The organism is Pseudomonas persica (assembly GCF_900291015.1).
Classification (GTDB): Bacteria; Pseudomonadota; Gammaproteobacteria; order Pseudomonadales; family Pseudomonadaceae; genus Aquipseudomonas.
This window is the reverse complement of the sequence record NZ_OLKL01000009.1, coordinates 1-22,791: the sequence shown is the minus strand read 5'-3', so window position 1 is coordinate 22,791 and position 22,791 is coordinate 1. Positions and strand designations below refer to the sequence as shown.

The 22,791-nt window shown below is 62.9% G+C and carries 21 protein-coding genes and 4 tRNA genes; 4 read left to right on the top strand and 21 right to left on the bottom strand.

Annotation, left to right across the window (positions count from 1 at the left end):
* The 7 genes from FQ664_RS03645 to rluD form a co-directional block, all read right to left on the bottom strand.
* Window positions 1–77, bottom strand: a tRNA-Pro gene (locus FQ664_RS03645).
* A gap of 47 nt (window positions 78–124) precedes the next feature.
* A tRNA-Lys gene (locus tag FQ664_RS03640) sits at window positions 125–200 on the bottom strand.
* Between the two features lie 6 nt (window positions 201–206).
* Window positions 207–283 (bottom strand) — tRNA-Pro (locus FQ664_RS03635).
* 4 nt (window positions 284–287) lie between these two features.
* Window positions 288–363, bottom strand: a tRNA-Asn gene (locus FQ664_RS03630).
* Between the two features lie 441 nt (window positions 364–804).
* Window positions 805–3,369, bottom strand: a complete 2,565-nt coding sequence (clpB, locus tag FQ664_RS03625) for an ATP-dependent chaperone ClpB (protein WP_144170445.1) — start codon at window positions 3,367–3,369, stop codon at window positions 805–807.
* Between the two features lie 238 nt (window positions 3,370–3,607).
* The gene (pgeF, locus tag FQ664_RS03620) at window positions 3,608–4,348 is read right to left on the bottom strand and encodes a peptidoglycan editing factor PgeF (RefSeq protein WP_144170444.1); all 741 of its coding nucleotides are present in this window, start codon (window positions 4,346–4,348) and stop codon (window positions 3,608–3,610) included.
* Window positions 4,345–5,307 carry a 23S rRNA pseudouridine(1911/1915/1917) synthase RluD gene (gene rluD / locus FQ664_RS03615; protein WP_144170443.1) on the bottom strand — a complete coding sequence of 321 codons (963 nt, stop codon included), beginning with the start codon at window positions 5,305–5,307 and terminating at the stop codon, window positions 4,345–4,347. The genes pgeF and rluD overlap by 4 nt, the downstream gene beginning before the upstream one ends.
* Window positions 5,308–5,454: 147 nt before the next feature.
* On the opposite strand from rluD, the gene FQ664_RS03610 reads away from it, so the two are divergent.
* Window positions 5,455–6,474 carry an outer membrane protein assembly factor BamD gene (locus tag FQ664_RS03610; protein WP_144170442.1) on the top strand — a complete coding sequence of 340 codons (1,020 nt, stop codon included), beginning with the start codon at window positions 5,455–5,457 and terminating at the stop codon, window positions 6,472–6,474.
* A gap of 94 nt (window positions 6,475–6,568) precedes the next feature.
* Complete coding sequence (locus FQ664_RS03605) at window positions 6,569–6,799, top strand: PP0621 family protein (protein ID WP_016713394.1); 231 nt, start codon at window positions 6,569–6,571, stop codon at window positions 6,797–6,799.
* A 92-nt stretch (window positions 6,800–6,891) separates the two neighbouring features.
* On the opposite strand, the gene thiO is transcribed toward FQ664_RS03605, so the two are convergent.
* From thiO to FQ664_RS03580, 5 genes are read right to left on the bottom strand one after another with little or no spacing between them, the layout of a single operon-like run.
* Entirely contained in the window at window positions 6,892–7,989 is a 1,098-nt protein-coding gene (gene thiO / locus FQ664_RS03600) for a glycine oxidase ThiO (protein WP_144170441.1), read from the bottom strand.
* A 52-nt stretch (window positions 7,990–8,041) separates the two neighbouring features.
* Window positions 8,042–8,431 carry a type IV pilin protein gene (locus FQ664_RS03595; RefSeq protein ID WP_144170440.1) on the bottom strand — a complete coding sequence of 130 codons (390 nt, stop codon included), beginning with the start codon at window positions 8,429–8,431 and terminating at the stop codon, window positions 8,042–8,044.
* 1 nt (window position 8,432) lies between these two features.
* The gene (locus FQ664_RS03590) at window positions 8,433–8,897 is read right to left on the bottom strand and encodes a hypothetical protein (protein WP_144170439.1); all 465 of its coding nucleotides are present in this window, start codon (window positions 8,895–8,897) and stop codon (window positions 8,433–8,435) included.
* Complete coding sequence (locus FQ664_RS03585; protein WP_144170438.1) at window positions 8,894–9,532, bottom strand: PilW family protein; 639 nt, start codon at window positions 9,530–9,532, stop codon at window positions 8,894–8,896. The genes FQ664_RS03590 and FQ664_RS03585 overlap by 4 nt, the downstream gene beginning before the upstream one ends.
* Window positions 9,529–9,711 carry a prepilin-type N-terminal cleavage/methylation domain-containing protein gene (locus FQ664_RS03580; protein ID WP_144170437.1) on the bottom strand — a complete coding sequence of 61 codons (183 nt, stop codon included), beginning with the start codon at window positions 9,709–9,711 and terminating at the stop codon, window positions 9,529–9,531. Before FQ664_RS03580 ends, FQ664_RS03585 begins: the two co-directional genes overlap by 4 nt.
* A 109-nt stretch (window positions 9,712–9,820) precedes the next feature.
* Between FQ664_RS03580 and FQ664_RS03575 the strand changes: the two genes are divergently transcribed.
* A complete protein-coding gene (locus tag FQ664_RS03575; RefSeq protein WP_144170436.1) occupies window positions 9,821–10,312 on the top strand; it encodes a GspH/FimT family pseudopilin in 492 nt (163 codons plus the stop codon).
* 126 nt (window positions 10,313–10,438) lie between these two features.
* On the opposite strand, the gene ispH is transcribed toward FQ664_RS03575, so the two are convergent.
* The 6 genes from ispH to murJ form a co-directional block, all read right to left on the bottom strand.
* Window positions 10,439–11,386, bottom strand: a complete 948-nt coding sequence (gene ispH, locus FQ664_RS03570; protein ID WP_144170435.1) for a 4-hydroxy-3-methylbut-2-enyl diphosphate reductase — start codon at window positions 11,384–11,386, stop codon at window positions 10,439–10,441.
* A 14-nt stretch (window positions 11,387–11,400) separates the two neighbouring features.
* On the bottom strand, window positions 11,401–11,838 hold the full coding sequence (fkpB, locus tag FQ664_RS03565; RefSeq protein ID WP_003258215.1) for an FKBP-type peptidyl-prolyl cis-trans isomerase: 438 nt from the start codon (window positions 11,836–11,838) through the stop codon (window positions 11,401–11,403).
* Complete coding sequence (gene lspA, locus FQ664_RS03560; protein WP_144170434.1) at window positions 11,831–12,346, bottom strand: signal peptidase II; 516 nt, start codon at window positions 12,344–12,346, stop codon at window positions 11,831–11,833. The genes fkpB and lspA overlap by 8 nt, the downstream gene beginning before the upstream one ends.
* Window positions 12,339–15,170, bottom strand: coding sequence for an isoleucine--tRNA ligase (gene ileS / locus FQ664_RS03555; RefSeq protein WP_144170433.1), 2,832 nt, complete (start codon window positions 15,168–15,170; stop codon window positions 12,339–12,341). Before ileS ends, lspA begins: the two co-directional genes overlap by 8 nt.
* Complete coding sequence (gene ribF, locus FQ664_RS03550; protein WP_144170432.1) at window positions 15,167–16,117, bottom strand: bifunctional riboflavin kinase/FAD synthetase; 951 nt, start codon at window positions 16,115–16,117, stop codon at window positions 15,167–15,169. Before ribF ends, ileS begins: the two co-directional genes overlap by 4 nt.
* A gap of 118 nt (window positions 16,118–16,235) precedes the next feature.
* The gene (gene murJ, locus FQ664_RS03545) at window positions 16,236–17,774 is read right to left on the bottom strand and encodes a murein biosynthesis integral membrane protein MurJ (protein ID WP_144170431.1); all 1,539 of its coding nucleotides are present in this window, start codon (window positions 17,772–17,774) and stop codon (window positions 16,236–16,238) included.
* Window positions 17,775–18,024: 250 nt separating this feature from the next.
* Here murJ and rpsT point away from each other — a divergent pair, with 250 nt between their 5' ends.
* A complete protein-coding gene (gene rpsT / locus FQ664_RS03540; protein WP_003247625.1) occupies window positions 18,025–18,303 on the top strand; it encodes a 30S ribosomal protein S20 in 279 nt (92 codons plus the stop codon).
* 645 nt (window positions 18,304–18,948) lie between these two features.
* On the opposite strand, the gene FQ664_RS03535 is transcribed toward rpsT, so the two are convergent.
* The 3 genes from FQ664_RS03535 to FQ664_RS03525 are packed head-to-tail and all read right to left on the bottom strand — an operon-like array spanning window position 18,949 to window position 22,511.
* Complete coding sequence (locus FQ664_RS03535) at window positions 18,949–21,249, bottom strand: PqiB family protein (RefSeq protein WP_144170430.1); 2,301 nt, start codon at window positions 21,247–21,249, stop codon at window positions 18,949–18,951.
* Window positions 21,242–21,865 (bottom strand): paraquat-inducible protein A, encoded by a 624-nt coding sequence (locus tag FQ664_RS03530; RefSeq protein ID WP_144170429.1) that lies wholly within the window; start codon window positions 21,863–21,865, stop codon window positions 21,242–21,244. The genes FQ664_RS03535 and FQ664_RS03530 overlap by 8 nt, the downstream gene beginning before the upstream one ends.
* Window positions 21,852–22,511, bottom strand: coding sequence for a paraquat-inducible protein A (locus tag FQ664_RS03525; RefSeq protein ID WP_144170428.1), 660 nt, complete (start codon window positions 22,509–22,511; stop codon window positions 21,852–21,854). Before FQ664_RS03525 ends, FQ664_RS03530 begins: the two co-directional genes overlap by 14 nt.
* Window positions 22,512–22,791 lie beyond the last annotated feature (280 nt).

The following is a 22,791-nucleotide window of genomic DNA, read 5'->3' as shown; positions in this document are numbered from 1 at the left end:
TGGTCGGGGTGAGGGGATTCGAACTCCTGACATCCTGCTCCCAAAGCAGGCGCGCTACCGGACTGCGCTACACCCCGTGATACTTAAAGAAAAAGGGCATCTCGCTTGAGATGCCCTTTTTACATGGTGGGTCGTGTAGGATTCGAACCTACGACCAATTGGTTAAAAGCCAACTGCTCTACCAACTGAGCTAACGACCCGGAAAATGGTCGGGGTGAGGGGATTCGAACTCCTGACATCCTGCTCCCAAAGCAGGCGCGCTACCGGACTGCGCTACACCCCGAGATTGGCTCCGCGACCTGGACTCGAACCAGGGACCCAATGATTAACAGTCATTTGCTCTACCGACTGAGCTATCGCGGAACTGAACTTCGGCACATCTCTACAGCTTCGAAGCTTGTGTTAGCTTCGGTCTCTTTGGCTATCCGCTTTCGCGTTGTAGCTGCTGAGGCCGGCTATTCTACATTCTTCGTTTTGCTTGTCAACCACTTTTTTTCATTCAACTTACTGATTTGTAAGTTGTTTTGCGGTCACCGGTGTTGCTGGTGATTCGCTTAGTGCCTGACAACGCGGCGTATATTAGGGGCACTCGTTTTTAGATGCAAGCAAAAATTTCAAAAATTTCAGCAAGTTATCCAGAAAGGCTGGAAAGACCCGGATTTGCTGGGGCTGTGCCGGCCTCTTCGCGGGTAAACCCGCTCCCACAGGTACTGCACAGGCCTTTGACCTGTAGGTAATCCTGTGGCCGGCACAGGCAAACAGGCAAAAAAAGCCCCGCAAATGCGGGGCTCATGGTGCAACAAATCAGCCAAAGACGATTTCGTCGCCTTCCACCTTGGCGGTAATCGCCGTCCCCGGCATGAACTTGCCTGCCAGGATCAACTGCGCCAACGGGTTTTCGATCCAGCGCTGGATCGCCCGCTTCAGCGGCCGTGCGCCGTACACCGGGTCGTAACCCACGGCAATCAGCTTGTCCAACGCCTCCGGGCTCAGGCTCAGCGACAGTTCGCGCTCCAGCAGGCGGCTGCGCAGGCGGCCCAGCTGGATTTCGGTAATGCCGGCAATCTGCTCACGGCCCAGCGGCTCGAACACCACCACTTCGTCGATACGGTTGATGAACTCCGGACGGAAGTGCGAACCCACCGCATCCATTACCGCCGCACGCTGTGCCTCGCGGTCACCGACCAGTTCCTGGATCTGCGCCGAGCCCAGGTTGGAGGTCATCACGATCACGGTGTTGCGGAAGTCCACGGTGCGCCCGTGGCTATCGGTCAGGCGGCCGTCTTCGAGCACCTGGAGCAGCACGTTGAACACGTCCGGATGGGCCTTCTCCACCTCGTCCAGCAGCACCACCGAGTATGGCTTGCGTCGTACCGCCTCGGTCAGGTAACCGCCCTCTTCATACCCTACATAGCCTGGTGGGGCACCGATCAGGCGAGCCACGGAATGCTTCTCCATGAACTCGGACATGTCGATGCGCACCATTGCCTCTTCGGTGTCGAACAGGAACTCGGCCAGTGCCTTGCACAGCTCGGTCTTGCCCACCCCGGTCGGGCCGAGGAACAGGAACGAACCACTCGGCCGGTTCGGGTCGGACAGCCCGGCACGCGAACGGCGCACGGCGTTGGCCACGGCGGTTACCGCCTCGCCCTGACCGATCACGCGCTGGTGCAGCAGCTCTTCCATCTTCAGCAGCTTTTCACGCTCGCCTTCGAGCATCTTGGCTACCGGGATGCCGGTCCACTTCGACACCACTTCGGCAATTTCTTCCTCGGTAACCTTGTTACGCAGCAACTGGTTCTCGGTCTTGCCGTGCTGGTCGACCATCTGCAGGCTGCGCTCCAGGTCCGGGATCACCCCGTACTGCAGCTCGGCCATGCGGCTCAGGTCGCCTTTGCGACGGGCGGCTTCCAGCTCCTGGCGGGCTTGCTCGATCTTTTGCTGGATCTGCGCCGAACCCTGCACCTCGGCCTTCTCGGAGGCCCAGATTTCTTCCAGATCGGCGTACTCACGCTCCAGCCGCTCGATTTCCTCGGTGAGCTTCTCCAGGCGCTTTTTCGCCGCTTCGTCTTCTTCCTTCTTCAGCGCCTGCGATTCCACCTTCAGCTGGATCAGGCGGCGGTCGAGGCGGTCGAGCACTTCCGGCTTGGAGTCGATCTCCATGCGGATGCGGCTGGCCGCTTCGTCGATCAGGTCGATGGCCTTGTCCGGCAGCTGGCGGTCGGTGATGTAGCGGTGGCTGAGCTTGGCCGCAGCGATGATGGCGCCGTCGGTGATGGCCACCTTGTGGTGCACTTCATAGCGCTCTTTCAGGCCACGCAGGATGGCGATGGTGTCTTCCTCGCTCGGCTCCTCGACCAGCACTTTCTGGAAGCGGCGCTCCAGGGCGGCATCCTTCTCGATGAACTGGCGGTACTCGTTCAGCGTGGTGGCGCCAACGCAGTGCAACTCGCCACGGGCCAGGGCCGGCTTGAGCATGTTGCCGGCGTCCATGGCGCCCTCGCCTTTGCCGGCGCCGACCATGGTGTGCAGTTCGTCGATGAACAGGATGATCTGGCCTTCCTGCTTGGACAGTTCATTGAGCAGGCCTTTGAGGCGCTCTTCGAACTCGCCGCGGTACTTGGCGCCGGCAATCAGCGCGCCCATGTCCAGCGCCAGCAGGCGCTTGCCCTTGAGGCCGTCAGGCACTTCACCATTGATGATGCGCTGCGCCAGGCCTTCGGCGATGGCGGTTTTACCTACGCCAGGCTCACCGATCAGCACCGGGTTGTTCTTGGTACGGCGTTGCAGCACCTGCACGGTACGGCGGATTTCGTCATCACGGCCGATCACCGGATCCAGCTTGCCTTCTTCGGCACGCTTGGTCAGGTCGACGGTGTACTTGTCCAGCGCCTGGCGCGATTCCTCGGCGTTGGCGTCATTGACGGCCGCGCCGCCACGCAGGTTGTTGATGGCGTTTTCCAGGGCTTTCTTGCTCACGCCCTGGCTCAACAACAGCTTGCCGAGCTTGCTGTTCTCGTCCATGGCGGCCAGCAGCACCAGCTCGCTGGAAATGAACTGGTCGCCCTTCTGCTGGGCCAGGCGGTCGGCCTGGTTGAGCAGGCGCGCCAGGTCCTGCGACATGTTCACGTCGCCGGTGGGGTTCTGGATTTTCGGCAGCTGGTCGAGCTCTTTCACCAGCGCCTGGCGCAAGCTATTGATGTCGAAGCCTACCTGCATCAACAGCGGCTTGATCGAACCACCCTGCTGCTCGAGCAGGGCCTGCAACAGGTGCACGGGCTCGATGGCGGGGTGGTCCATACCAACGGCCAGGGATTGGGCATCGGATATTGCAAGCTGCAGCTTGCTGGTCAAACGGTCTATTCGCATGGGGTACCTTCCTTTAAAGGGCAGGTCGGAGCGATGGACAGCGCCTGTTTATGAAGAAACCTGCCTGAGATGACCTTATAGATAAGGCTGATTCTGGAAGATTCAAGCGTAGCGGGGTTGACCGAGGTCAACCTGTTGGATTAGTGCCAGGGCATTCGCGGGTGAACCCGCTCCCACAAGTACTGCACCGCTCTCAAGGCCTGTGATTATCCTGTGGGAGCGGGTTTACCGGTGCAGGCTAGCGAGCCGCCAGCCACACCAGGGAAGCGAACCGGCCACCCTGCGGGGTACGGCGATAGGAAAAGAACCGCTGATCACTGACCGTGCACCAGCCACCGCCATAAACAGCCGTCACACCACGCGCCGCCAGGCGAATGCGCGCCAGCTCATAGATGTCGGCCATCAACTTGCCCGGCCGGGCGCCATCGACAAAAGCCCTGGCCGCCTCCGGGTGCACCGCGGTAAAGGCATCACGCACTTCCAGGCCCACCTCGAATGCCTGCGGGCCAATCGCCGGCCCCAGCCACACCAGCACCTCTTCGGGCGGCAGTGCCAGGCGATCCAGAGTGGCCTCCAGCACACCACCGGCCAGCCCACGCCAGCCAGCATGCGCCGCCGCCACGCGGGTACCGGCCCGGTCGCAGAACAGCGCAGGCAGGCAATCGGCGGTCATCACGGTGCAGGCAATGCCAGGCTGGTCGGTCCAGCTGGCATCGGCCTCGGCCACCACGGCCGGGTCGGCATCCGCCACCACCCGCCCATGCACCTGCTTTAGCCAGGCTGGCTGGATGGCGAACTCATCGCTCAGGCGACGACGGTTCTCGGCCACCGCGGCAGGGTCATCCCCCACATGGTCGCCAAGGTTGAAGGTTGCATAGGGCGGCAGGCTGATGCCGCCCTGGCGGGTGGTGACACAGGCGCGCACCGAGGCCGGGGCTGGCCAGTCGGGGAACAGCAGCGACTGCGTCAGACCACTCATCCGATAAAGCTCTCGCGGTCCTGGTTCAACAGCGACAGCAACCAGACGAAGTCATCCGGCAGCGGCGATTCCCATTCCATGCGCTCACCGCTGGTCGGGTGCACCAGCGCCAGGAAGCGCGCGTGCAGGGCCTGACGCGGGAAGGTCTTCACCGCCTCGACCATGGTCGGGCTGGCTGCCGGTGGAATGCGGAAGCGGCCGCCGTAGGTCTGGTCGCCGACCAGCGGGTAGCCGACATGGGCCATGTGCACGCGAATCTGGTGGGTCCGACCGGTTTCCAGCTTCACTCGCACGTGGGTGTGCGAGCGGAAGCGCTTGAGCACACGGTAGTGGCTGATCGCCGGCTTGCCGCCGTCGGTGACTGCCATGCGCTGGCGCATGCCACCGTGGCGGCCAATGGGCGCGTCGATCTTGCCACCGGCAGTCACCACGCCAACCACGATGCATTCATAAATGCGGCTGACCGAGCGCTTTTGCAGCTGGTCGACCAGGTTGGTCTGCGCCTGCAGGGTCTTGGCCACCACCATCAGGCCGGTGGTGTCCTTGTCCAGGCGGTGCACGATGCCGGCGCGCGGCACGTTGATGATGTCGGGCACATGGTGCAGCAGCGCGTTCAGCAAGGTGCCGCTGGCATGCCCGGCAGCCGGGTGTACCACCAGGCCGGCAGGCTTGTTGATCACCAGGATCTGGTCGTCTTCATAGACGATATCCAGCGCAATGTCCTCGGCCTCCCACTCGCCCTGGGCTTCCTGCTCGGCCTCCAGGGCCAGCACGGCGCCACCATGGACGGTGTCACGCGGGCGCAGGATTGCGCCATCGACCGTCAGGCGGCCTTCTTTGATCCACGTGGTCAGCCGCGAGCGCGAATACTCGTCGAACAATTGGGCGGCGACCTGGTCGAGGCGTTGACCGCCCAATTCGGACGGGACCTCTGCGCTAAGTTGAATGATCTCGGACATGCTCGATTCGGCGGGCGCACAGCCTTTGGTTTCGGCTGCGAGCTTGTGGTTAAATACGGCTTCTTTTGTCCCGGGGTTGGCCGGGGCGCTCATCATAACAGGACGGCACCGCCCAAGACAGCGGCCGTCAAAGGGACGCAAGCCGCCATGCAAGTGAAACACCTGCTGCTGATCGCCATCCTCGGGCTCACCGCGGCCTGTTCCTCCAATAAAGAAGTGATTGACGAGAACCTCAGCGAGGCCGAGCTGTACCAGCAGGCGCAAGCTGACCTGGACAACTCCAGCTACACCAGTGCCGTGAACAAGCTCAAGGCCCTGGAGTCGCGCTACCCGTTCGGCCGCTATGCCGACCAGGCGCAGCTCGAGCTGATCTACGCCAACTACAAGAACTCCGAGCCCGAGGCTGCCAAGTCGGCAGCCGAGCGCTTCATCCGCCTGCACCCACAGCACCCGAACGTCGACTACGCCTACTACCTCAAGGGCCTGACCTCGTTCGACCAGGACCGTGGCCTGGTGGCGCGCTTCCTGCCGCTGGACATGACCAAGCGTGACCCGGGTGCCGCCCGTGACTCGTACAACGAGTTCGCCCAGCTGACCAGCCGCTTCCCCAACAGCCGCTACGCGCCAGACGCCAAGCAGCGCATGATCTACCTGCGCAACCTGCTGGCCTCGTACGAAATCCATGTGGCCGACTACTACCTGAGCCGCCAGGCCTATGTAGCCGCTGCCAACCGTGGCCGCTACGTGGTGGAGAACTTCCAGGAAACCCCAGCGGTCGGCGACGGCCTGGCGGTGATGGTCGAGTCGTACCAGAAGATGCACCTGGACGAACTGGCCGCCACCAGCCTGGAAACCCTCAAGCTCAATTACCCGGACCACCCGAGCCTGGTCGATGGCGAGTTCCAGCCCAAGCAGACCGAGTCTGACGGCCGCGGCTGGCTGTCCAAGGCCACCCTGGGCCTGATCGAAACCGACGCCCCGCTGCCGCCGGGCGAAACCCGCGCCAACCAGGACGTGGTCAAGCAGTTCCAGGACGCGCGTGACGAGATGCCGCGTGAGCTGCTGCCGACGGACGAGAACGGTGACCCGATCGTGCCGGAAGGGCCGAAGGAAGCCGAGAAGGACCGCTCCTGGTTCAGCTACATGACCTTTGGTCTGTTCGACTGATACGCAGCGGTACATGAAAGGGAGGCCTTGGGCCTCCCTTTTTTATTGGCCGCGTCCTAGACTGTCGGCTTCTTCAACCGACAAGCTGGACACCATGGTTCGCCTACTTTTCTGGATCGCCCTGATCGCCGCCGCGTTCTGGCTGTGGCGCAAGTTCAAAGTCAGCCAGCAGTCGCACCCGGAGGCGAAGCTGGATGCGCCGCTGAAGATGGTGCGCTGCGCCCATTGCGGCGTGCACCTGCCCAATGACCGGGCGCTGCAGCAGGGCAACGAGTGGTATTGCAGCCAGGCGCACCTGCAGCAGGGGCCTGGCCGCCAAGGCTGAATTCAAATCTCCACTGGCTTCTTCGCGGGTAAACCCGCTCCCACAGGTAGAGCACAGTTTTCGAAACCTGTGCTCTACCCGCGAAGAAGCCCTCAGCCCAGCCGCCCGGTTGGCGCATACGGCGCCGGGTCGATGATCGGCTCGGCCCCGGTCAACAGGTCGGTAAACAGCTGGCACGAAGCCGGCGCCAGCACCAGCCCGTTGCGGTAATGCCCGCAGTTCAGCCACAACCCTGCATGCCCCGGCACCGGCCCGATATACGGAATACCTTCCGGCGACCCCGGCCGCAGCCCGGCCCAGTGCGCCACCACCTCGGCCCCCTCAAGCGCAGGCAACAACTCCACCGCCGACGCCTTCAGGCTTTCCAGCGCATCCTCGGTCGGGGTCTTGTCATACCCGGCATGCTCCAGCGTGCTACCCACCAGAATGTGCCCGTCACGCCGCGGGATCGCATAACGCCCCTTGGCCAGCACCATGCTCGGCAGGAAGTCTTCGGCACACTTGAACAAAATCATCTGGCCCTTCACCGGCTCAACCGGCAGCTCAAGGCCAAGCGTGCGCAGCAGGTCGCCACTCCAGGCGCCGGCACTGAGCACCACTTCATCCGCCGCCAGCACGCCGTCTGCCGTCTGCACACCAGTCACGCGCCCGTGCTGCTGGACGAAGCCGGTAATCTGGCAGTGCTCACGCAAGGTCACGTTGGGCAATGCCAGCAATGCCGCCTTGAGTGATTTCACCAGGCGCGGGTTGCGCACGTTAGCCACGCCGGCCATGTAGATGGCACGCTTGAAGCCCGGGCCCAGCACCGGCACCGCGTCATAGGCCGCCGAGATATCCACGGCACTCAGCGGCCGCTGCTCGCGCTCGGCCCAGGCCAGCGCTGCGGCCTCATCGTCCAGGTCGAGCCAGTACAGGCCGGTGGTGTGCACTTCGGGGTCGACGCCGGTGCTGGCGAACAAATGCTCGCCCAGCTGTGGATAAAAGTCTTGCGACCAGTGTGCCAGGGCGGTCACGGCCGGGCTGTAGCGCCACGGGTACAGCGGCGAGACGATGCCGCCGCCGGCCCAGGACGACTCGCGGCCGACTTCCCCCTGATCACACACCACCACCTGCCCGACCTTCGCCGCCAGGTTGAATGCCGTCAGCAGGCCGATCACCCCGCCGCCGACCACCACTACTTGCTTGCTCATATGTCGATCCAACCTGAAGTAAATCCGCGATGCACCGGGCATCATTCAACCTTCAGCTTCCCCAGCAATGCTCACTGCCGGCAACGGCCCCGGGATTGCTCCGCACGCCGGCCTGGTCGAGCTGGTAATCGCCACAGCGGTCCTGCGTCATCAACCCGCTCGGCAGCCGCCGGGCGCGCAGCGTGAAGCTGTCGCTGTCGCGCCGGGCCTGCAGGCTGTAATAGCGGGTACCGTCAGGCAAGGCCGGGTCGCCCTCGGCGTATTGGCCAGTGCGTACGCGGTGGCGCTCCAGGCGCAGGGCGGCATCATGCAGCAGGCCAACCACTTCGCTGCGCGCGGCTCGCCGTAGCTGGTCGCTGTAACTGGGGTAGGCAATGGCTGCCAGAATGCCGGTCACCGCCAGCACAATCAACAACTCGATCAGGCTCAAGCCTTGCTGCATGTCAGTCTCCTCGCAATCTTTGCCGCCAGGTGATGCGCCGGGTTGTGTCGCCGGCCACGGCGTAGACCGCTTCCAGTACCTGCCGGGGCCGGGTTTGCAGGCTGACGGCGGTCACCCGGTACAGGGTGACCTGCTGCCCTTGCGGCATGTGCGCGGCACGATCGCTGTCTCCCAGATTCTGTAGCTGGAAAAAACCGGTCTGCGTGCGTTGCCACTGCCCAACCAGGTCGTGTGGCTGAGCGGGAGGCAGGCACGCCGAACAACGCTCAGGGGGCGCCCGTTCGAGTTCCCCTGCCCCGGCCAGCAACGTGGCCTCGGCCTGCCCCAGCGCCAGCAGGCCTTCGCTCAGGTAGCCGGTCATCCGCGTTTCCACTAGCGCATCGCGCAGGGCGGATGCTGCAAGCAGCCCCAGCAGCATGCTCAGGACCAGGGCCAGCAACAGGACCACACCATGCTGGCGGTTCATGGCGCGGGTACCGGGTTACGGATTGCGACGCTCAGCGCGTGACGCTGCTCAAGATGCAAGGCCGGCTCATACAATGTCAGCTGAAGATCGACCCGCTCCCCTGGTACATGTGTCACTCGCAGTTCGCGCACATGCGAGACCAGAGGCTGATTGCTAGCGCGCCGCTTGAAATAAAGCGTGCTGCCGCTCTGTACATAGTGATGCCGGCTGATGGGGACAGCCATTAGCTTGTCGCTGCCTTGCGCTCGATCCTTGTGTACCTGAACCTCGTCGACACAGTTCGTCAGCAAGGTCCAGTCCGGGGCACCCGCGTGTCCCGGTAACTCGGCGACCACCAGGCTCAAGCTTGACGGGCCAATCTCCAATGGCCGGGCAAAGGCTAGCGGCGCGGCAGGGTCCAGGAAGTCGCCAGGTTTCAGGCGCAGGCAGCCGAACATCCCGGCCATGCGGATATCCTGCGCCATGCGCAGCAGCGCCAGACGGGCGTCCTCCTGCATGCGCACTGCCGCACCTTGCAGGCGCCAGCTCTGGTGAGTGGATACAAAGAGCTGGCTGGCCGCCGCCAGCAGCATCAACCCGATGGCCAGCGCCATCACCACCTCATGCAAGCCAAACCCATACTGGGCGCGACTCATGGCCGCCCCCTTTCTTGCTCACTATGCGCCGCCATTGCCGCCTGCCCATTGCGGCGCGCGTCCTCCGTAGCCTGCAATGCCTGCAGTTGCAGGCCTGCCGCTGCGAACATGCCCACGGCCACGACTACCACCGCCAACAGCACTTCCAGGAGCGTCATGCCCCGTTGCCTTGCGTGCATCCCTGCACCTCCTGCGACTTTTCCCGCAATTAGCTTGAACCCGGGCGACTGGACCGCTGGTCCAACGACCGTGAAGCTACAGCCAAGCACTTCCAGGGAGGAATGCACGGTGAAGCAACGAGGAGTAACACTGATTCAAATGTTGTCAGCCTTGGCTGTGGCCGTATTGCTGACGCAGCTCGGCCTGCCGGCCTACGCCAGGTTGAGCGATGACCTACACAGAGCGGCGGCTGCGCGTGATTTGGCGCAGGCACTGCGCAGTGCGCGCAGCCATGCCGTGCTGCAAAGCCAGCCGGTGCTGGTGCAGGCGTTGGACGGTAACTGGGGGAATGGTTGGCGAGTGGTGCTGGAGCATAACCAGCAGGTGCTGCGCGAGCAGCGTCTTGCACGGCCGCTGAAAATTACCAGCAATCGCGGTGAGCAGTTCAAGTTCAGTGCGCAGGGGGTGCCGAAGAGTCTGGGTAACGGTTGGCTTGGAGTATCGCTGGAAGTGTGCGAACGCTCATCTGCCACCAGCCGTCATCAAGTGGTGATGGCATCGTCCGGAAGAGTCAACTTGCTTGCAGAGGACCGCAACAATACTCGGTGTACAACCTCATAGCCTTGAGTTGGCCATACTGGCCCTAGCGCCGGCAACCCAGCTCCCACAGGGGTAACACTGCCGTCAAGGCTTATGCTGTATCTGTGGGAGCTGGCTTGTCGGCGATGAGGCCAGTACAGGCTCAAGTCAGATCAGCGAGCGAACCCGCAGCTCTTTGGGCATGGAGAAGGTGATGTTCTCTTCCCGCCCATCCAGCTCTTCAGCGCCGCTGGCGCCCCAGGCCTTGAGCTGCTCGATCACGCCACGCACCAGCACTTCGGGGGCCGAAGCACCGGCGGTGATGCCGATCCGCGCCGCCTGGTCGAACCAGTCACGTTGCAGGTCCTCGGCACCGTCGATCAAATAGGCCGGGGTGCCCATGCGCTCGGCCAGCTCGCGCAGGCGGTTGGAGTTGGAGCTGTTCGGGCTGCCGACCACCAGCACCACGTCGCACTCATCCGCCAGTTGCTTGACCGCGTCCTGGCGGTTCTGCGTGGCGTAGCAGATATCGTCCTTGCGCGGGCCGCCGATGTTCGGGAAGCGCGCGCGCAGAGCGTCGATGACGCGGCTAGTGTCGTCCATCGACAGCGTGGTCTGGGTGACGAACGCCAGGTGGTCCGGGTCCTTCACCTGCAGGTTGGCAACATCCTCCTCGTCTTCGACGAGGTAGATGGCGCCACCGTTGCTGGCGTCGTACTGGCCCATGGTGCCTTCGACTTCCGGGTGCCCTTCGTGGCCGATGAGGATGCACTCACGGCCGTCGCGGCTGTACTTGGCCACTTCGATGTGCACCTTGGTCACCAGCGGGCAGGTGGCATCGAACACTTTCAGGCCACGGCCAGCGGCTTCCTGGCGCACGGCCTGGGAAACGCCGTGCGCACTGAAGATGACGATGACATCGTCCGGCACCTGGTCCAGCTCTTCGACGAAGATGGCGCCACGGTTGCGCAGGTCTTCCACCACGAACTTGTTGTGCACCACTTCGTGACGCACATAGATCGGCGGGCCGAAGACTTCCAGCGCGCGGTTGACGATCTCGATCGCCCGGTCGACCCCCGCGCAGAAGCCGCGAGGGTTGGCGAGTTTGATTTGCATGCTCGGCTCCAGGCTTACAGGGCCTTCACCTCGAGGATCTCCACCTCGAAGGTCAGGGTCTTGCCAGCCAGTGGGTGATTGAAGTCGATGGTGACCTGGTCGTCATCGAACGCTTTGACCACACCCGGCAGCTCGGTGTTGGCGGCGTCGTTGAAGATGATCAACAGCCCTTCGGACAACTCCATGCCCTCGAACTGGGACCGCGGCATGACTTGCACGTTCTGCGGGTTGGGCTGGCCGAAAGCGTTCTCCGGGGCCACCACGACGGTACGCTTGTCACCGCCCTTGAAGCCGAACAGGGCGTTTTCGAAACCTGGCAGCAGGTTGCCATCGCCGACCTTGAAGGTGGCCGGGGCTTTGTCGAACGTGCTGTCGACGGTGTCACCGTTTTCCAGGTGCAGCGCGAAGTGCAGGGTGACTTCGGTGTTCTGGCCGATACGGGTGTCAGTCATGGACCGGATCCTCGGACTTCTTGCTCTTGAACATATCCAGCGCCAGCATCACCGCACCAACGGTGATGGCGCTGTCGGCCAGGTTGAAGGCCGGGAAGTAATGGCGGTTCTGCCAGTGCACCAGGATGAAGTCGACCACATGGCCGAGCACAACGCGGTCGTACAGGTTGCCGATCGCGCCACCCAGCACCAGCGCCAGCGCCACCGCCAGCCAGGTCTCGTTGCGCCCCAGGCGCTTGAGCCAAACCACCAGCACGGCACTGACCAGCACGGCGATCAGGGCGAACAGCCAGCGCTGCCAGCCGGAACTTTCTGCCAGGAAGCTGAACGCCGCGCCAGTGTTGTAGGCCAGGGTCCAGCTGAAGTAGTCAGGGATGACGACAACCTGCTGGTACATGGTCAGGGCATTGTTGAAATACAGCTTGGTGGCCTGGTCGAGGACCAGTACCACCAGGCTCAGCCAAAGCCATGCAAGGCGCCCGAAGCGCCCCGCTGCAGGGTTAGGCATAGTGGCGCACCTCGCCGGAGCCGCTCAGGTTGTCGACGCAACGGCCGCAGATTTCCGGGTGCTCCGGGTGGCTGCCGACGTCGGCGCGGAAGTGCCAGCAACGGCCACACTTGGCATGGCCGGACTTGACCACTTGCAACTTGAGGCCTTCGACTTCGGTGGCCACGGCTTCGGCCGGCGCCTGTGCGAATGGCACTACGCTGGCGGCCGAGGTGATCAGCACGAAACGCAGCTCGTCCCCCAGTTTGCCCAGGTCGGCGCTCAGGCCTTCGTCGGCGTACAGGGTGACTTCGGCCTGCAGGTTGCCGCCGATGACCTTGGCGGTACGCTGGTTTTCCAGCTCCTTGTTGACCGATGCCTTGACGGCCATCACACGGTCCCAGTAGGCGCGGTCCAGTTCGGTGCCTTCCGGCAGCTCGCTCAGGCCTTCGTACCAGCCATTGAGCATTACCGACTCGTTGCGCTCGCCCGGCAGGTACTGCCAGATTTCGTCGGCAGTGAACGCCAGGATTGGCGCGATCCAGCGCACCAGCGCCTCACTGATGTGGTACAGCGCGGTCTGGCAGGAACGGCGGGCGACACTGTTGGCGCCGGTGGTGTACTGGCGGTCCTTGATGATGTCGAGGTAGAAGCCGCCCAGCTCCTGCACGCAGAAGTTGTGCACCTTGGAGTAAACGTTCCAGAAACGGTACTCGCTGTAGTGCTCTTCCAGCTCGCGTTGCAGCAGCAGGGTGCGGTCCACCGCCCAGCGGTCCAGCGCCAGCATATCCTGCGGGGCCAGCAGGTCGCGGGCCGGGTCGAAGCCGGACAGGTTGGACAGCAGGAAGCGTGCAGTGTTGCGGATACGGCGGTAGGCGTCGGCACTGCGCTGCAGGATCTGCTCGGAAACGGCCATCTCACCGGAGTAGTCGGTGGCGGCTACCCACAGGCGCAGGATGTCGGCACCCAGGGTGTTGTTGACCTTCTCCGGCTCGATGGTGTTACCCAGCGACTTGGACATCTTGCGGCCGTTCTCGTCCACGGTGAAGCCGTGGGTCAGCAGCTCGCGGTACGGCGCGTGGCCGTCGATGGCGCAACCGGTCAGCAAGGACGAGTGGAACCAGCCGCGGTGCTGGTCGGAACCTTCCAGGTACAGGTCGGCACGCGGGCCGGTGGCGTGGCCGATGTCGTGCGAACCACGCAGCACGTGCCAGTGGGTGGTACCCGAGTCGAACCATACGTCGAGGGTGTCGGCGATCTTGTCGTACTGTTCTGCTTCAGCGCCCAGCAGTTCGGCGGCGTCCAGCTTGAACCAGGCCTCGATGCCCTCCTGTTCGACGCGCTTGGCCACAGCTTCCATCAGCTCGACGGTACGCGGGTGCAGCTCGCCGGTCTGCTTGTGCAGGAAGAACGGAATCGGCACACCCCAGTTGCGCTGACGCGAGATGCACCAGTCCGGGCGGTTGGCGATCATCGAATGCAGGCGCGCCTGGCCCCAGGCCGGGACGAACTTGGTGTCTTCGATGGCTTTCAGCGCGCGCTCACGCAGCGGCTCGCCAGTGCTCGGCTGCTTGTCCATGCCGACGAACCACTGCGCGGTGGCGCGGTAGATCAGCGGGGTCTTGTGGCGCCAGCAGTGCATGTAGCTGTGGCTAATGGTTTCGGTGTGCATCAGCGCACCGACTTCGCTCAGTTTCTCGACGATGGCCGGATTGGCCTTCCAGATGAACTGGCCGCCGAAGAATGGCAGCGACTCGACGTACACCCCGTTGCTTTGCACCGGGGTGAGGATGTCGTCGTTGACCATGCCATAGCGCTTGCAGGTGATGAAGTCGTCTTCACCGTAGGCTGGCGAGGAGTGCACCACGCCGGTACCGGCGCCCAGTTCGACGTAGTCAGCCAGGTAGATCGGCGACAGGCGGTCGTAGAACGGGTGGCGGAAGTTGATCAGCTCCAGTGCCGTACCCTGGGCGGTGGCGATGACCGAGCCTTCCAGGTTGTAGCGCTTGAGGCACGATGCGACCAGCTCTTCGGCCAGCACCAGCAGGCGCTCGCCGGTGTCGACCAGGGCGTACTTGAACTCCGGGTGGATGTTCAGCGCCTGGTTGGCCGGAATGGTCCACGGGGTGGTGGTCCAGATCACGATGGCGGCCGGCTTGGCCAGCGAAGCCAGGCCGAAAGCGGCGGCCAGCTTGGCCTCATCGGCAACCGGGAAGGCAACGTCGATGGTCTGCGACTTCTTGTCGGCGTACTCGACTTCGGCCTCGGCCAGGGCCGAACCGCAATCGAAGCACCAGTTCACCGGCTTCAGGCCCTTGAACACGAAGCCTTGCTTGACCATTTCGGCCAGGGCGCGGATTTCACCGGCCTCGTTGGCGAAGTTCATGGTCTTGTACGGGTTGTCCCAGTCACCCAGCACGCCCAGGCGGATGAACTCGGTCTTCTGCCCTTCGATCTGCTCGGCGGCGTACTCGCGGCACAGCTCGCGGGTGCGGTCGGCGGACAGGTGCTTGCCGTGGGTGACCTCGACCTTGTGCTCGATCGGCAGGCCATGGCAGTCCCAGCCCGGCACGTACGGCGCATCGAAGCCGGCCAGGGTCTTGGAACGGACGATCATGTCCTTGAGGATCTTGTTCAGCGCATGACCGATGTGAATCTTGCCGTTGGCATAGGGCGGGCCGTCGTGCAGGACGAACTTGGGACGATCCTTGCCAATTTCGCGCAGCTTCTGGTACAGGCCAATGCTGTCCCAGCGCTGCAGGATCTGCGGTTCGCGCTGAGGCAGGCCGGCCTTCATGGGGAAGGCGGTGTCCGGAAGGTTAAGCGTGGCTTTGTAGTCGGTCATTTCAGGCTCTTCGTTAGCGGTTGAGCGTGCCAATGTGCACGTGCGGCGGCGATATCCGCATCGATCGCCGACTTCAGCGCCTCCAGGGAGGCGAATCGCTGCTCTTCACGCAGCTTGTGGTGGAACTCCACCGTCAGGCGCCGGCCATAAAGGTCGCCGGCATAATCCAGCAGATGAATTTCCAGGTGCGGGCGCCCATCACCGGCAACGGTGGGGCGCACGCCGATATTGCCGACACCCGGCCAGGCCTTGCCGTCGATCTCGATGCTGGCCAGGTAGACCCCGGACAGCGGCACACGGCGGCGCTTGAGCTGGATGTTGGCGGTAGGTGTGCCGAGCTGGCGGGCCAGCTTCTGGCCATGCAGCACGCGGCCGCTGATGCGGTACGGGCGGCCCAGCAGGTGCTCGGCCAGCTCGAAGTTGCCTTCAGACAGGGCCTTGCGCACTTCGGTGCTGCTGACCCGCAGGCCGTCCTGGACCACCGTGTTGGCAGCCTCGACGGTGAAGCCGTACTGCGTGCCGGCATCGACCAGGAAGGCGAAGTCGCCGGCGCGGTCGCAGCCAAAGCGGAAGTCATCGCCCACTTCGAGGTGCCGCACCCCCAGGCCGTCGACCAGGATGGCCTTGACGAAGGCATCGGCACCTAGCTGGCTCAGGCGCTGGTTGAACGCCAGGCACAGTACCTGGTCAATGCCTTCGGCTGCCAGCAGCTCGATCTTGTCGCGCAGGCGGGCCAGGCGCGCCGGTGCGCTATCGGGGGCGAAGTACTCGCGTGGTTGCGGTTCGAAGATCACCACGCAGGTTGGCAGGCCCAAGGCCTGGCCACGCTCGCGCAGACGCGCCAGGATTGCCTGGTGGCCGCGGTGAACCCCGTCGAAGTTGCCAATGGTGGCGACACAGCCCCGGTGCTCGGGGCGCAGGTTGTGAAGACCTCGAACCAGCTGCATAACGCGCTTCTTGCTCATAAAGTGGCCGATTATAACCACACCCGGGCGCCGGTGACAGGCAGCAGCGCCCAAGGGCGGCGTGGAATGCGAAAAACCGACGCCTGACCCGCCCGATGCCTCAGTGCAAGGCCTTGCGGGCGAATTGTCGGGGCCGGAAACCGCACAGGAACAGGCAGCCGAAATAGGTCACGACGCCCGCCAGCACCAGGGCCCCCAGGCGCACCAGGCGCTCAAGCATGTTGCCCTGCTCCCAGGCCGGCAGGTAATGCATGCCCGCCAGCAACACCGCCGACATCAGCCCCACCGCCAGCACCAGCTTGAGCAGGAACATCGCCCAGCCTGGCTGCGGCTGGAACAGTTGCTGGCTGCGCAGTTTCCAGAACAGCAGGCCGGCGTTCAGGCAGGCCCCCAGGCTGATCGCCAGGGCCAGGCCGGCATGTGCGAGCGGGCCGATCAGGGCCAGGTTGAACAGTTGGGTGCAGACCAGGGTAAATACCGCGATCTTCACCGGCGTACGGATATTCTGCTGCGCATAGAAGCCGGGTGCCAGTACCTTGACCAGAATGATCGCCAGCAAGCCCACGGAATAGGCGATCAGCGCCCGCTGGGTCATGGCTGCGTCGACGGCAGTGAACTTGCCATACTGGAACAGCGCCACGGTCAATGGTTCGGCGAGGATGGCCAGGGCCAGGGTGCAGGGCAGCACCAGCAGGAAGCACAGGCGCAGGCCCCAGTCGAGGATCCGCGAGTATTCCTCGCGATCCTTGTTGGCATAGGTCTTGGCCAGGGTCGGCAGCAGTATCGTGCCCAGGGCCACACCCAGCACGCCGGAAGGCAGCTCCATGAGGCGGTCGGCGTAGTACATCCACGACACCGAGCCGGCCACCAGGAAGGAGGCAAAGATGGTGTTGATGATCAGCGAGATCTGGCTCACCGACACCCCGAGGATCGCCGGCAGCATCTGCTTGAGCACCCGCCACACGCCGGCATCACCCAGGTTCAGACGTGGCAGCACGAGCATGCCGATCTTCTTCAGCGCTGGCAGCTGATACAGCAACTGCGCCAGACCACCGGCCAGCACGCCCCAGGCCAGGGCCATGATCGGCGGGTCGAAATACGGCGTGAACAGCACGGCGAAGGCGATCATCGCCACGTTCAGCAGGGTCGGAGTAAAGGCCGGCACCGAGAAACGGTTCCAGGTATTGAGGATCGCCCCGGCCAGCGAGGACAGCGAGATCAGCAATATATAGGGAAAAGTCACCCGCAACAGGGCGGTGGTCAGCTCGTATTTTTCGGCGCTGTCGACAAAACCCGGCGCGGTCGCCCACACCACCCATGGCGCCGCCAGGATGCCGATGGCGGTCACCAGCGCCAGAGCCAGGGTCAGCAGACCGCTGACATAGGCAACGAAGGTGCGGGTCGCCTCCTCGCCTTGCTGGGTTTTATATTCGGCCAGGATCGGCACGAAGGCCTGGGAAAACGCGCCCTCGGCGAAGATGCGCCGCAGCAGGTTGGGCAGTTTGAAGGCGATGAAGAAGGCATCGGTGGCGATGCCGGCGCCAAAAACACGCGCCAGGATGGTGTCGCGGACAAAGCCCAGCACCCGCGAAATCATGGTGATCGAGCTTACCGCAGCCAGGGATTTGAGCAGGTTCATCGAAAAGATTCACGCCAAGGGCAGAGGACGCTGCCAGACAGCGTCCGAATGTGCGATACTCCCGCGCCTTCGCAGGGGAGCCAAAAATTCCCGAGTTTACAGGTCGCGCAGCAGAAAGGAACATTTCCCTCTTGTTGGCGCACCACTCGGCGGAACCTTGCAGGTGGCCTTGACATCCGCTCGACTGATCGGCATGATTCGCGGCCTATTTTGTTTGCTATTTACCTAAAGTCTTTCGAGGAGCTCGACGGTGGCCAACACACCTTCCGCCAAGAAACGTGCAAAACAGGCTGAGAAGCGTCGCAGCCACAACGCCAGCCTGCGTTCCATGGTCCGCACCTACATCAAGAATGTAGTCAAAGCCATCGACGCAAAAGACGCCGAAAAAGCGCAAGCCGCTTATGTTCTGGCTGTGCCTGTAATCGACCGTATGGCCGACAAGGGCATCATCCACAAGAACAAAGCTGCTCGTCACAAAGGCCGTCTGAATGGCCACATCAAGGCGCTGAAAGAAGCTGCAGCTGCCTAAGCGACGCGCTAGTCGAAAAACCGACCCTAGGGTCGGTTTTTTGTTGCCTGCAATTTGATGGGCTTGCCTGGATAACCTGATCCGGCCTCATCGCCGGCAAGCCAGCTCTCATAGAACTGCACATAACTCGTTGAATTAGCAGGGCCCCTGTGGGAGCGGCTTTAGCCGCGAACACCGGCACAGCCGGTGCCATGCTCCGCGTTGGACTCTTCGCGGCTAAAGCCGCTCCCACAGGATGCACGGACCGCTTGCGAATTCAGTTCTCTATGCGACAGCGCAGCCCAAAGGGCTGGGCCATCTCCCATAGAACTGCACATGACTCATTGAATTAGCAGGGCCCCTGTGGGAGCGGCTTTAGCCGCGAACACCGGCACAGCCGGTGCCATGCTCCGCGTTGGACNCCCCTGTGGGAGCGGCTTTAGCCGCGAACACCGGCACAGCCGGTGCCATGCTCCGCGTTGGACTCTTCGCGGCTAAAACCCCACAGGGTATGCGGACCGCTTGCGAACTCAGTTCTCTACGCGACAGCGCAGCCCAAAGGGCTGGGTGATCTCCCACAAGAACTCCACAGACCTCCAGTATTGTGCAATCCCTGTGGCAGCTGGCTTGCCGGCGATGGGCCGCAAAGCGGCCCCTTCTGCAACCTTACTTGGCTATCTGAATCTTCGGCGCCCACTGCAGCCATTCATCCTCGGCCTTGTCGAACAAGGCGAACGTCTGCTGCGGCCGTGCCGGGTTGCCCATTTGCTCGCCATCCGGCGTGGCAAAGGCAATACCGCCGTCGATCAAGGTCTCCACCGACTCGGTACGCACCGTAGCGCCCTTGAACAGCCCCCAGTCGAAACCGAAGCCGCTGCTGTTCCAGAAGCGGCTGCCGCTGCGCACCAGGGCCGCATAGCGCGGTTCGATCAGGATATGGATCAGAACACGGTCAGCGCTCTGGCCCAACTCGAAGCCCGTCACCTTGCCCACCGCAACCTCACGGTAGGTCACCGGCACGCCCGGCTTGATCGAGCCGCGGCGCGGGGCACTTAGCGTCAACGGCAGGCCGACTTCCGGCCCTGCCACCAGCGGGGCGTCGGCCAGGGCGATGAAATCGCGCTGCGGGCCACGGTCCTTGGCTGCCGGTTGCACTTCCAGGTACTGCCCACCCACCAGAGTGTCGAGGTTCTGCGTGCGCACCAGGCCAAAGGCTGGCTTGACCACCCAGAACTGCGTACCGACGCGGGCGATACGGTCCGCCGCCTCGGTAATGCGCGCCCGCAGCAACACCGCCTGCAGGTCATCGGTCAGGTCGACGCTCTCGATGCTGCCCACATCCAGGCCGCGGAAGCGAATCGCCGTGCCCGGCTTGAGGCCATCGGCACGGTCCACCCGAATGGTGATCAAGGTACCCGCGCGGTTGACTGCCTCCTGGCTGTCATGCAGGCGGAAGCGGGGAATGTGACGTTTGAGCGGCACATCGGGCCGGGGTGTGTCGAACGCGATACCACCGGCCATCAGGGTCTGCAGTGATTCACTCTTGATCTTGATGCCCGACAGGCCGCCCGTCAGGGTGATACCACTGACGTTCCAGAAGCGCGACGAACCGTTGACCAGCTTTTCGTATTCCTTCTCGATATGCACACCGATCAGGATGCGGTTGCTGTTGCGGGCAAACTGGTAGCTCTGCACGCTACCCACCTTCACCTGGCGGTACATCACCGGGCTACCGATTTCCAGCGAGCCCAGGGTGTCGGCGAACAACACCATGTGCAGGCCTGGTGCCTTGAGGTCGAGCGGCGGCGCCTTGGCGCGGGCCTCGAACTCACGCTCTGGCCGCGCCCCCTTCTCACCGGGGCGAATGGCGATGTAGTTACCTTTGACCAGCGCTTCCAGGCCGGTGATACCCGCCAGGGAAATCGACGGCTTGACCACCCAGAACTGCGTGCCCTCGACCAGATAATCCTCGGCCAACGGGTCCAGCGTCAGCTCGGCCGATGCACTGGCCAGGTTGTCTGCCATTGTCAGGGCTTTCAGCGAGCCCACCTGGATGCCCTTGTACATCACCGGTGTACGGCCCGCCTGCAGGCCCTCGTAATCGCTCAGCTTCACCTTTACCCGGATACCGGCCTGGGCCGCGTCGAAGTCTTCATACAGACGGAACGGCAGGTTCGAGTCGGTGGGTGGGCTGTCCTTGCGGTGCTCCGGCGTAGCAAAGGCGATACCACCGGCGACAATGCTCGACAGCGACTCGCTGCGCACTTTCACGCCCGAGAGCGAGGCATCGATGCTGACGCCGCTGGCGTTCCAGAAACGCGTGTGTTTGCGCACCAGGCTGGCATAGGCCGGCTCGATGAAGACTTTTATTTCGACGGTGCTCTGGTCGTCGGACAGGCGGTAGCTTTTAACCCGACCCACCTGGATCTGCTTGTAGAACACCGGGCTGTCACGGTTGAGCGAGCCCAGCCGCTCGGCTTTGAGGGTCAGGTGCAGGCCCGGCTCGGTGTCCGACAGCGGCGGCGCCACCTTCAAGGCGGTAAAGCGCTTGGTGCGCTCCCCCTCCCCCGGGCTGACGGCGATGTAGTTACCTGACACCAGCGTTTCAAGGCCGGAAATACCCGCCAGGCTGACGCTCGGCTTCACCAGCCAGAAACGCGTACCCTTGGTCAGATGAGGCTCGGCAGCCTTGTTCATCTCGATGGTGGCGATCACCCCCTGGTTCTCACCCTTGGCGTCGAGCACCAGGCTTTTGACCTTGCCCACCGGCATGCCCTTGTAGATCACTTCGGTCTTGTTGGCGACGATACCCTCGCCCGACTCGAAGCGGACTTCAATTTCCACACCGGCATCACGGTAAGCCTGCCACGCAAGCCAGCCACCGATCATCAAGGCGATCAAAGGCAGGATCCAGATGGCCGACCAGTTCGAGGCTGGGCGGGTTTTAGCCGTTGGCAGGTCACTCATGGTCGTCATCCGACTCCGTGTTATCCCAAATCAGTCGGGGATCGAAAGTTAAAGCGGCAAGCATTGTCAGGATCACCACAGTTGCAAAGGCGATAGCGCCCAGGTTGGCTTCGACACTGGCTATTCGGCCGAAATTCACCACCGCCACCAGAATGGCGATGACGAAGATATCGAGCATGGACCAGCGTCCAATGAATTCGATGAAGCGGTACATCAATATCCGCTGCCGTGCCGAAAGCGGTTGCCGACGCTGCACGGAGTACAACAGCAAGCCAATGCCCACCAGCTTGAACGTGGGCACCAGGATACTGGCAATGAACACCACGGCAGCAATGGGCACCATGCCATGCTTGAGCAAGGTGATGACGCCGGACATGATCGTGTCGGGGCTGCCTTGGCCCAGGGTGCTCACGGTCATGATCGGCAGCATGTTGGCCGGGATGTACAGGATCGAGGCGGCAATCAGCAGCGCCCAGGTGCGCGCGATGCTGTTCGGCCGACGGGCATGCACGATGGCGCCGCAGCGTGTACAGGTTTGTGAAGTGCTGTCTGGCTGTTGCCTGTTCAGCTCGTGACATTCATTGCAGACAAGAATGCCCGCATCAATCGCCCGCATGCAGGTCCTCCCCTGATAGCGCACTCCAGATCTGGTGCGGTGACATCACCACTTCGAGCCACACCTGGATCAATAACAGGCTGATGAAGCAAAACAGCCCCAGGCCCACGGTCAGTTCGGCCAGGTCCACCAGTTTGACGATGGCCACCAGCACGCCCATGAAATAGACCTCGAGCATGCCCCAGTCACGCAAGTGGTGATAGATGCGGTAGAACAGCAGGCCGAAGTTACGCCCCACGTTCAGGCGGATGCTCAATAGCACGAACAACTGGCAGAGCAGTTTTGCCAGGGGTATGGCCATGCTGCAGAGGAACACTACCACGGCCACACCGCGCATTTCCGAGTTGTACAAGCCCAGCACACCACTCCAGACGGTATCGTCCGATGTCTGGCCGAGCAGGTGCAGCTGCATGATCGGCAGGAAATTGGCTGGCACAAACAGCAGCAAGGCGGTGAGTACCAAGGCCAGGCTGCGGTTGACCACATTGTGCCGATGGGCGTAGAGCTCATAGCCGCAGCGCGGGCATTGGGCCTTCTCATCATGCTGGAGCACGGGTTTGCGCAGCAGCAGGTCGCATTCATGGCAGGCGACAAGCTCGTCCAGCGGCAACTGGGCGAGCGTTTCAGGTTCGACAGGACTGGGCATATAGCGCTTCTGAATAGGTGCGTGAGCCTATTCTAGTGTTCTGACTCGAATTGTGGGAGTTGTGGGAGCGGCTTTAGCCGCGAAGCAGGCGACGCGGTGGATGGCACCGGCTGCGCCGGTGTTCGCGGGTGAACCCGCTCCCACAGGGGATCTGGTGAGGCGGGAAATTTTTCGCCACAAAGACAAAACCCCTACCTGCCTGCGCAGATAGGGGTTTTGCGAAATGAATCTTGACGATGACCTACTCTCACATGGGGAAACCCCACACTACCATCGGCGA

Excerpts from the sequence above, each read along its gene's own strand:
- rluD (WP_144170443.1), bottom strand. The coding sequence starts at position 5,307 with ATGTCCGAGATCATTCAACTTAGCGCAGAGGTCCCGTCCGAATTGGGC.
- ispH (WP_144170435.1), bottom strand. The coding sequence starts at position 11,386 with ATGCAAATCAAACTCGCCAACCCTCGCGGCTTCTGCGCGGGGGTCGAC.
- FQ664_RS03605 (WP_016713394.1), top strand. The coding sequence starts at position 6,569 with ATGGTTCGCCTACTTTTCTGGATCGCCCTGATCGCCGCCGCGTTCTGG.
- FQ664_RS03535 (WP_144170430.1), bottom strand. The coding sequence starts at position 21,249 with ATGAGTGACCTGCCAACGGCTAAAACCCGCCCAGCCTCGAACTGGTCG.
- FQ664_RS03590 (WP_144170439.1), bottom strand. The coding sequence starts at position 8,897 with ATGAACCGCCAGCATGGTGTGGTCCTGTTGCTGGCCCTGGTCCTGAGC.
- FQ664_RS03530 (WP_144170429.1), bottom strand. The coding sequence starts at position 21,865 with ATGCGGGCGATTGATGCGGGCATTCTTGTCTGCAATGAATGTCACGAG.
- thiO (WP_144170441.1), bottom strand. The coding sequence starts at position 7,989 with ATGAGCAAGCAAGTAGTGGTGGTCGGCGGCGGGGTGATCGGCCTGCTG.
- FQ664_RS03585 (WP_144170438.1), bottom strand. The coding sequence starts at position 9,532 with ATGAGTCGCGCCCAGTATGGGTTTGGCTTGCATGAGGTGGTGATGGCG.
- FQ664_RS03610 (WP_144170442.1), top strand. The coding sequence starts at position 5,455 with ATGCAAGTGAAACACCTGCTGCTGATCGCCATCCTCGGGCTCACCGCG.
- fkpB (WP_003258215.1), bottom strand. The coding sequence starts at position 11,838 with ATGACTGACACCCGTATCGGCCAGAACACCGAAGTCACCCTGCACTTC.
- FQ664_RS03595 (WP_144170440.1), bottom strand. The coding sequence starts at position 8,431 with ATGCAGCAAGGCTTGAGCCTGATCGAGTTGTTGATTGTGCTGGCGGTG.
- clpB (WP_144170445.1), bottom strand. The coding sequence starts at position 3,369 with ATGCGAATAGACCGTTTGACCAGCAAGCTGCAGCTTGCAATATCCGAT.
- FQ664_RS03580 (WP_144170437.1), bottom strand. The coding sequence starts at position 9,711 with ATGCACGCAAGGCAACGGGGCATGACGCTCCTGGAAGTGCTGTTGGCG.
- murJ (WP_144170431.1), bottom strand. The coding sequence starts at position 17,774 with ATGAACCTGCTCAAATCCCTGGCTGCGGTAAGCTCGATCACCATGATT.
- ribF (WP_144170432.1), bottom strand. The coding sequence starts at position 16,117 with ATGCAGCTGGTTCGAGGTCTTCACAACCTGCGCCCCGAGCACCGGGGC.
- FQ664_RS03525 (WP_144170428.1), bottom strand. The coding sequence starts at position 22,511 with ATGCCCAGTCCTGTCGAACCTGAAACGCTCGCCCAGTTGCCGCTGGAC.
- pgeF (WP_144170444.1), bottom strand. The coding sequence starts at position 4,348 with ATGAGTGGTCTGACGCAGTCGCTGCTGTTCCCCGACTGGCCAGCCCCG.
- lspA (WP_144170434.1), bottom strand. The coding sequence starts at position 12,346 with ATGCCTAACCCTGCAGCGGGGCGCTTCGGGCGCCTTGCATGGCTTTGG.
- ileS (WP_144170433.1), bottom strand. The coding sequence starts at position 15,170 with ATGACCGACTACAAAGCCACGCTTAACCTTCCGGACACCGCCTTCCCC.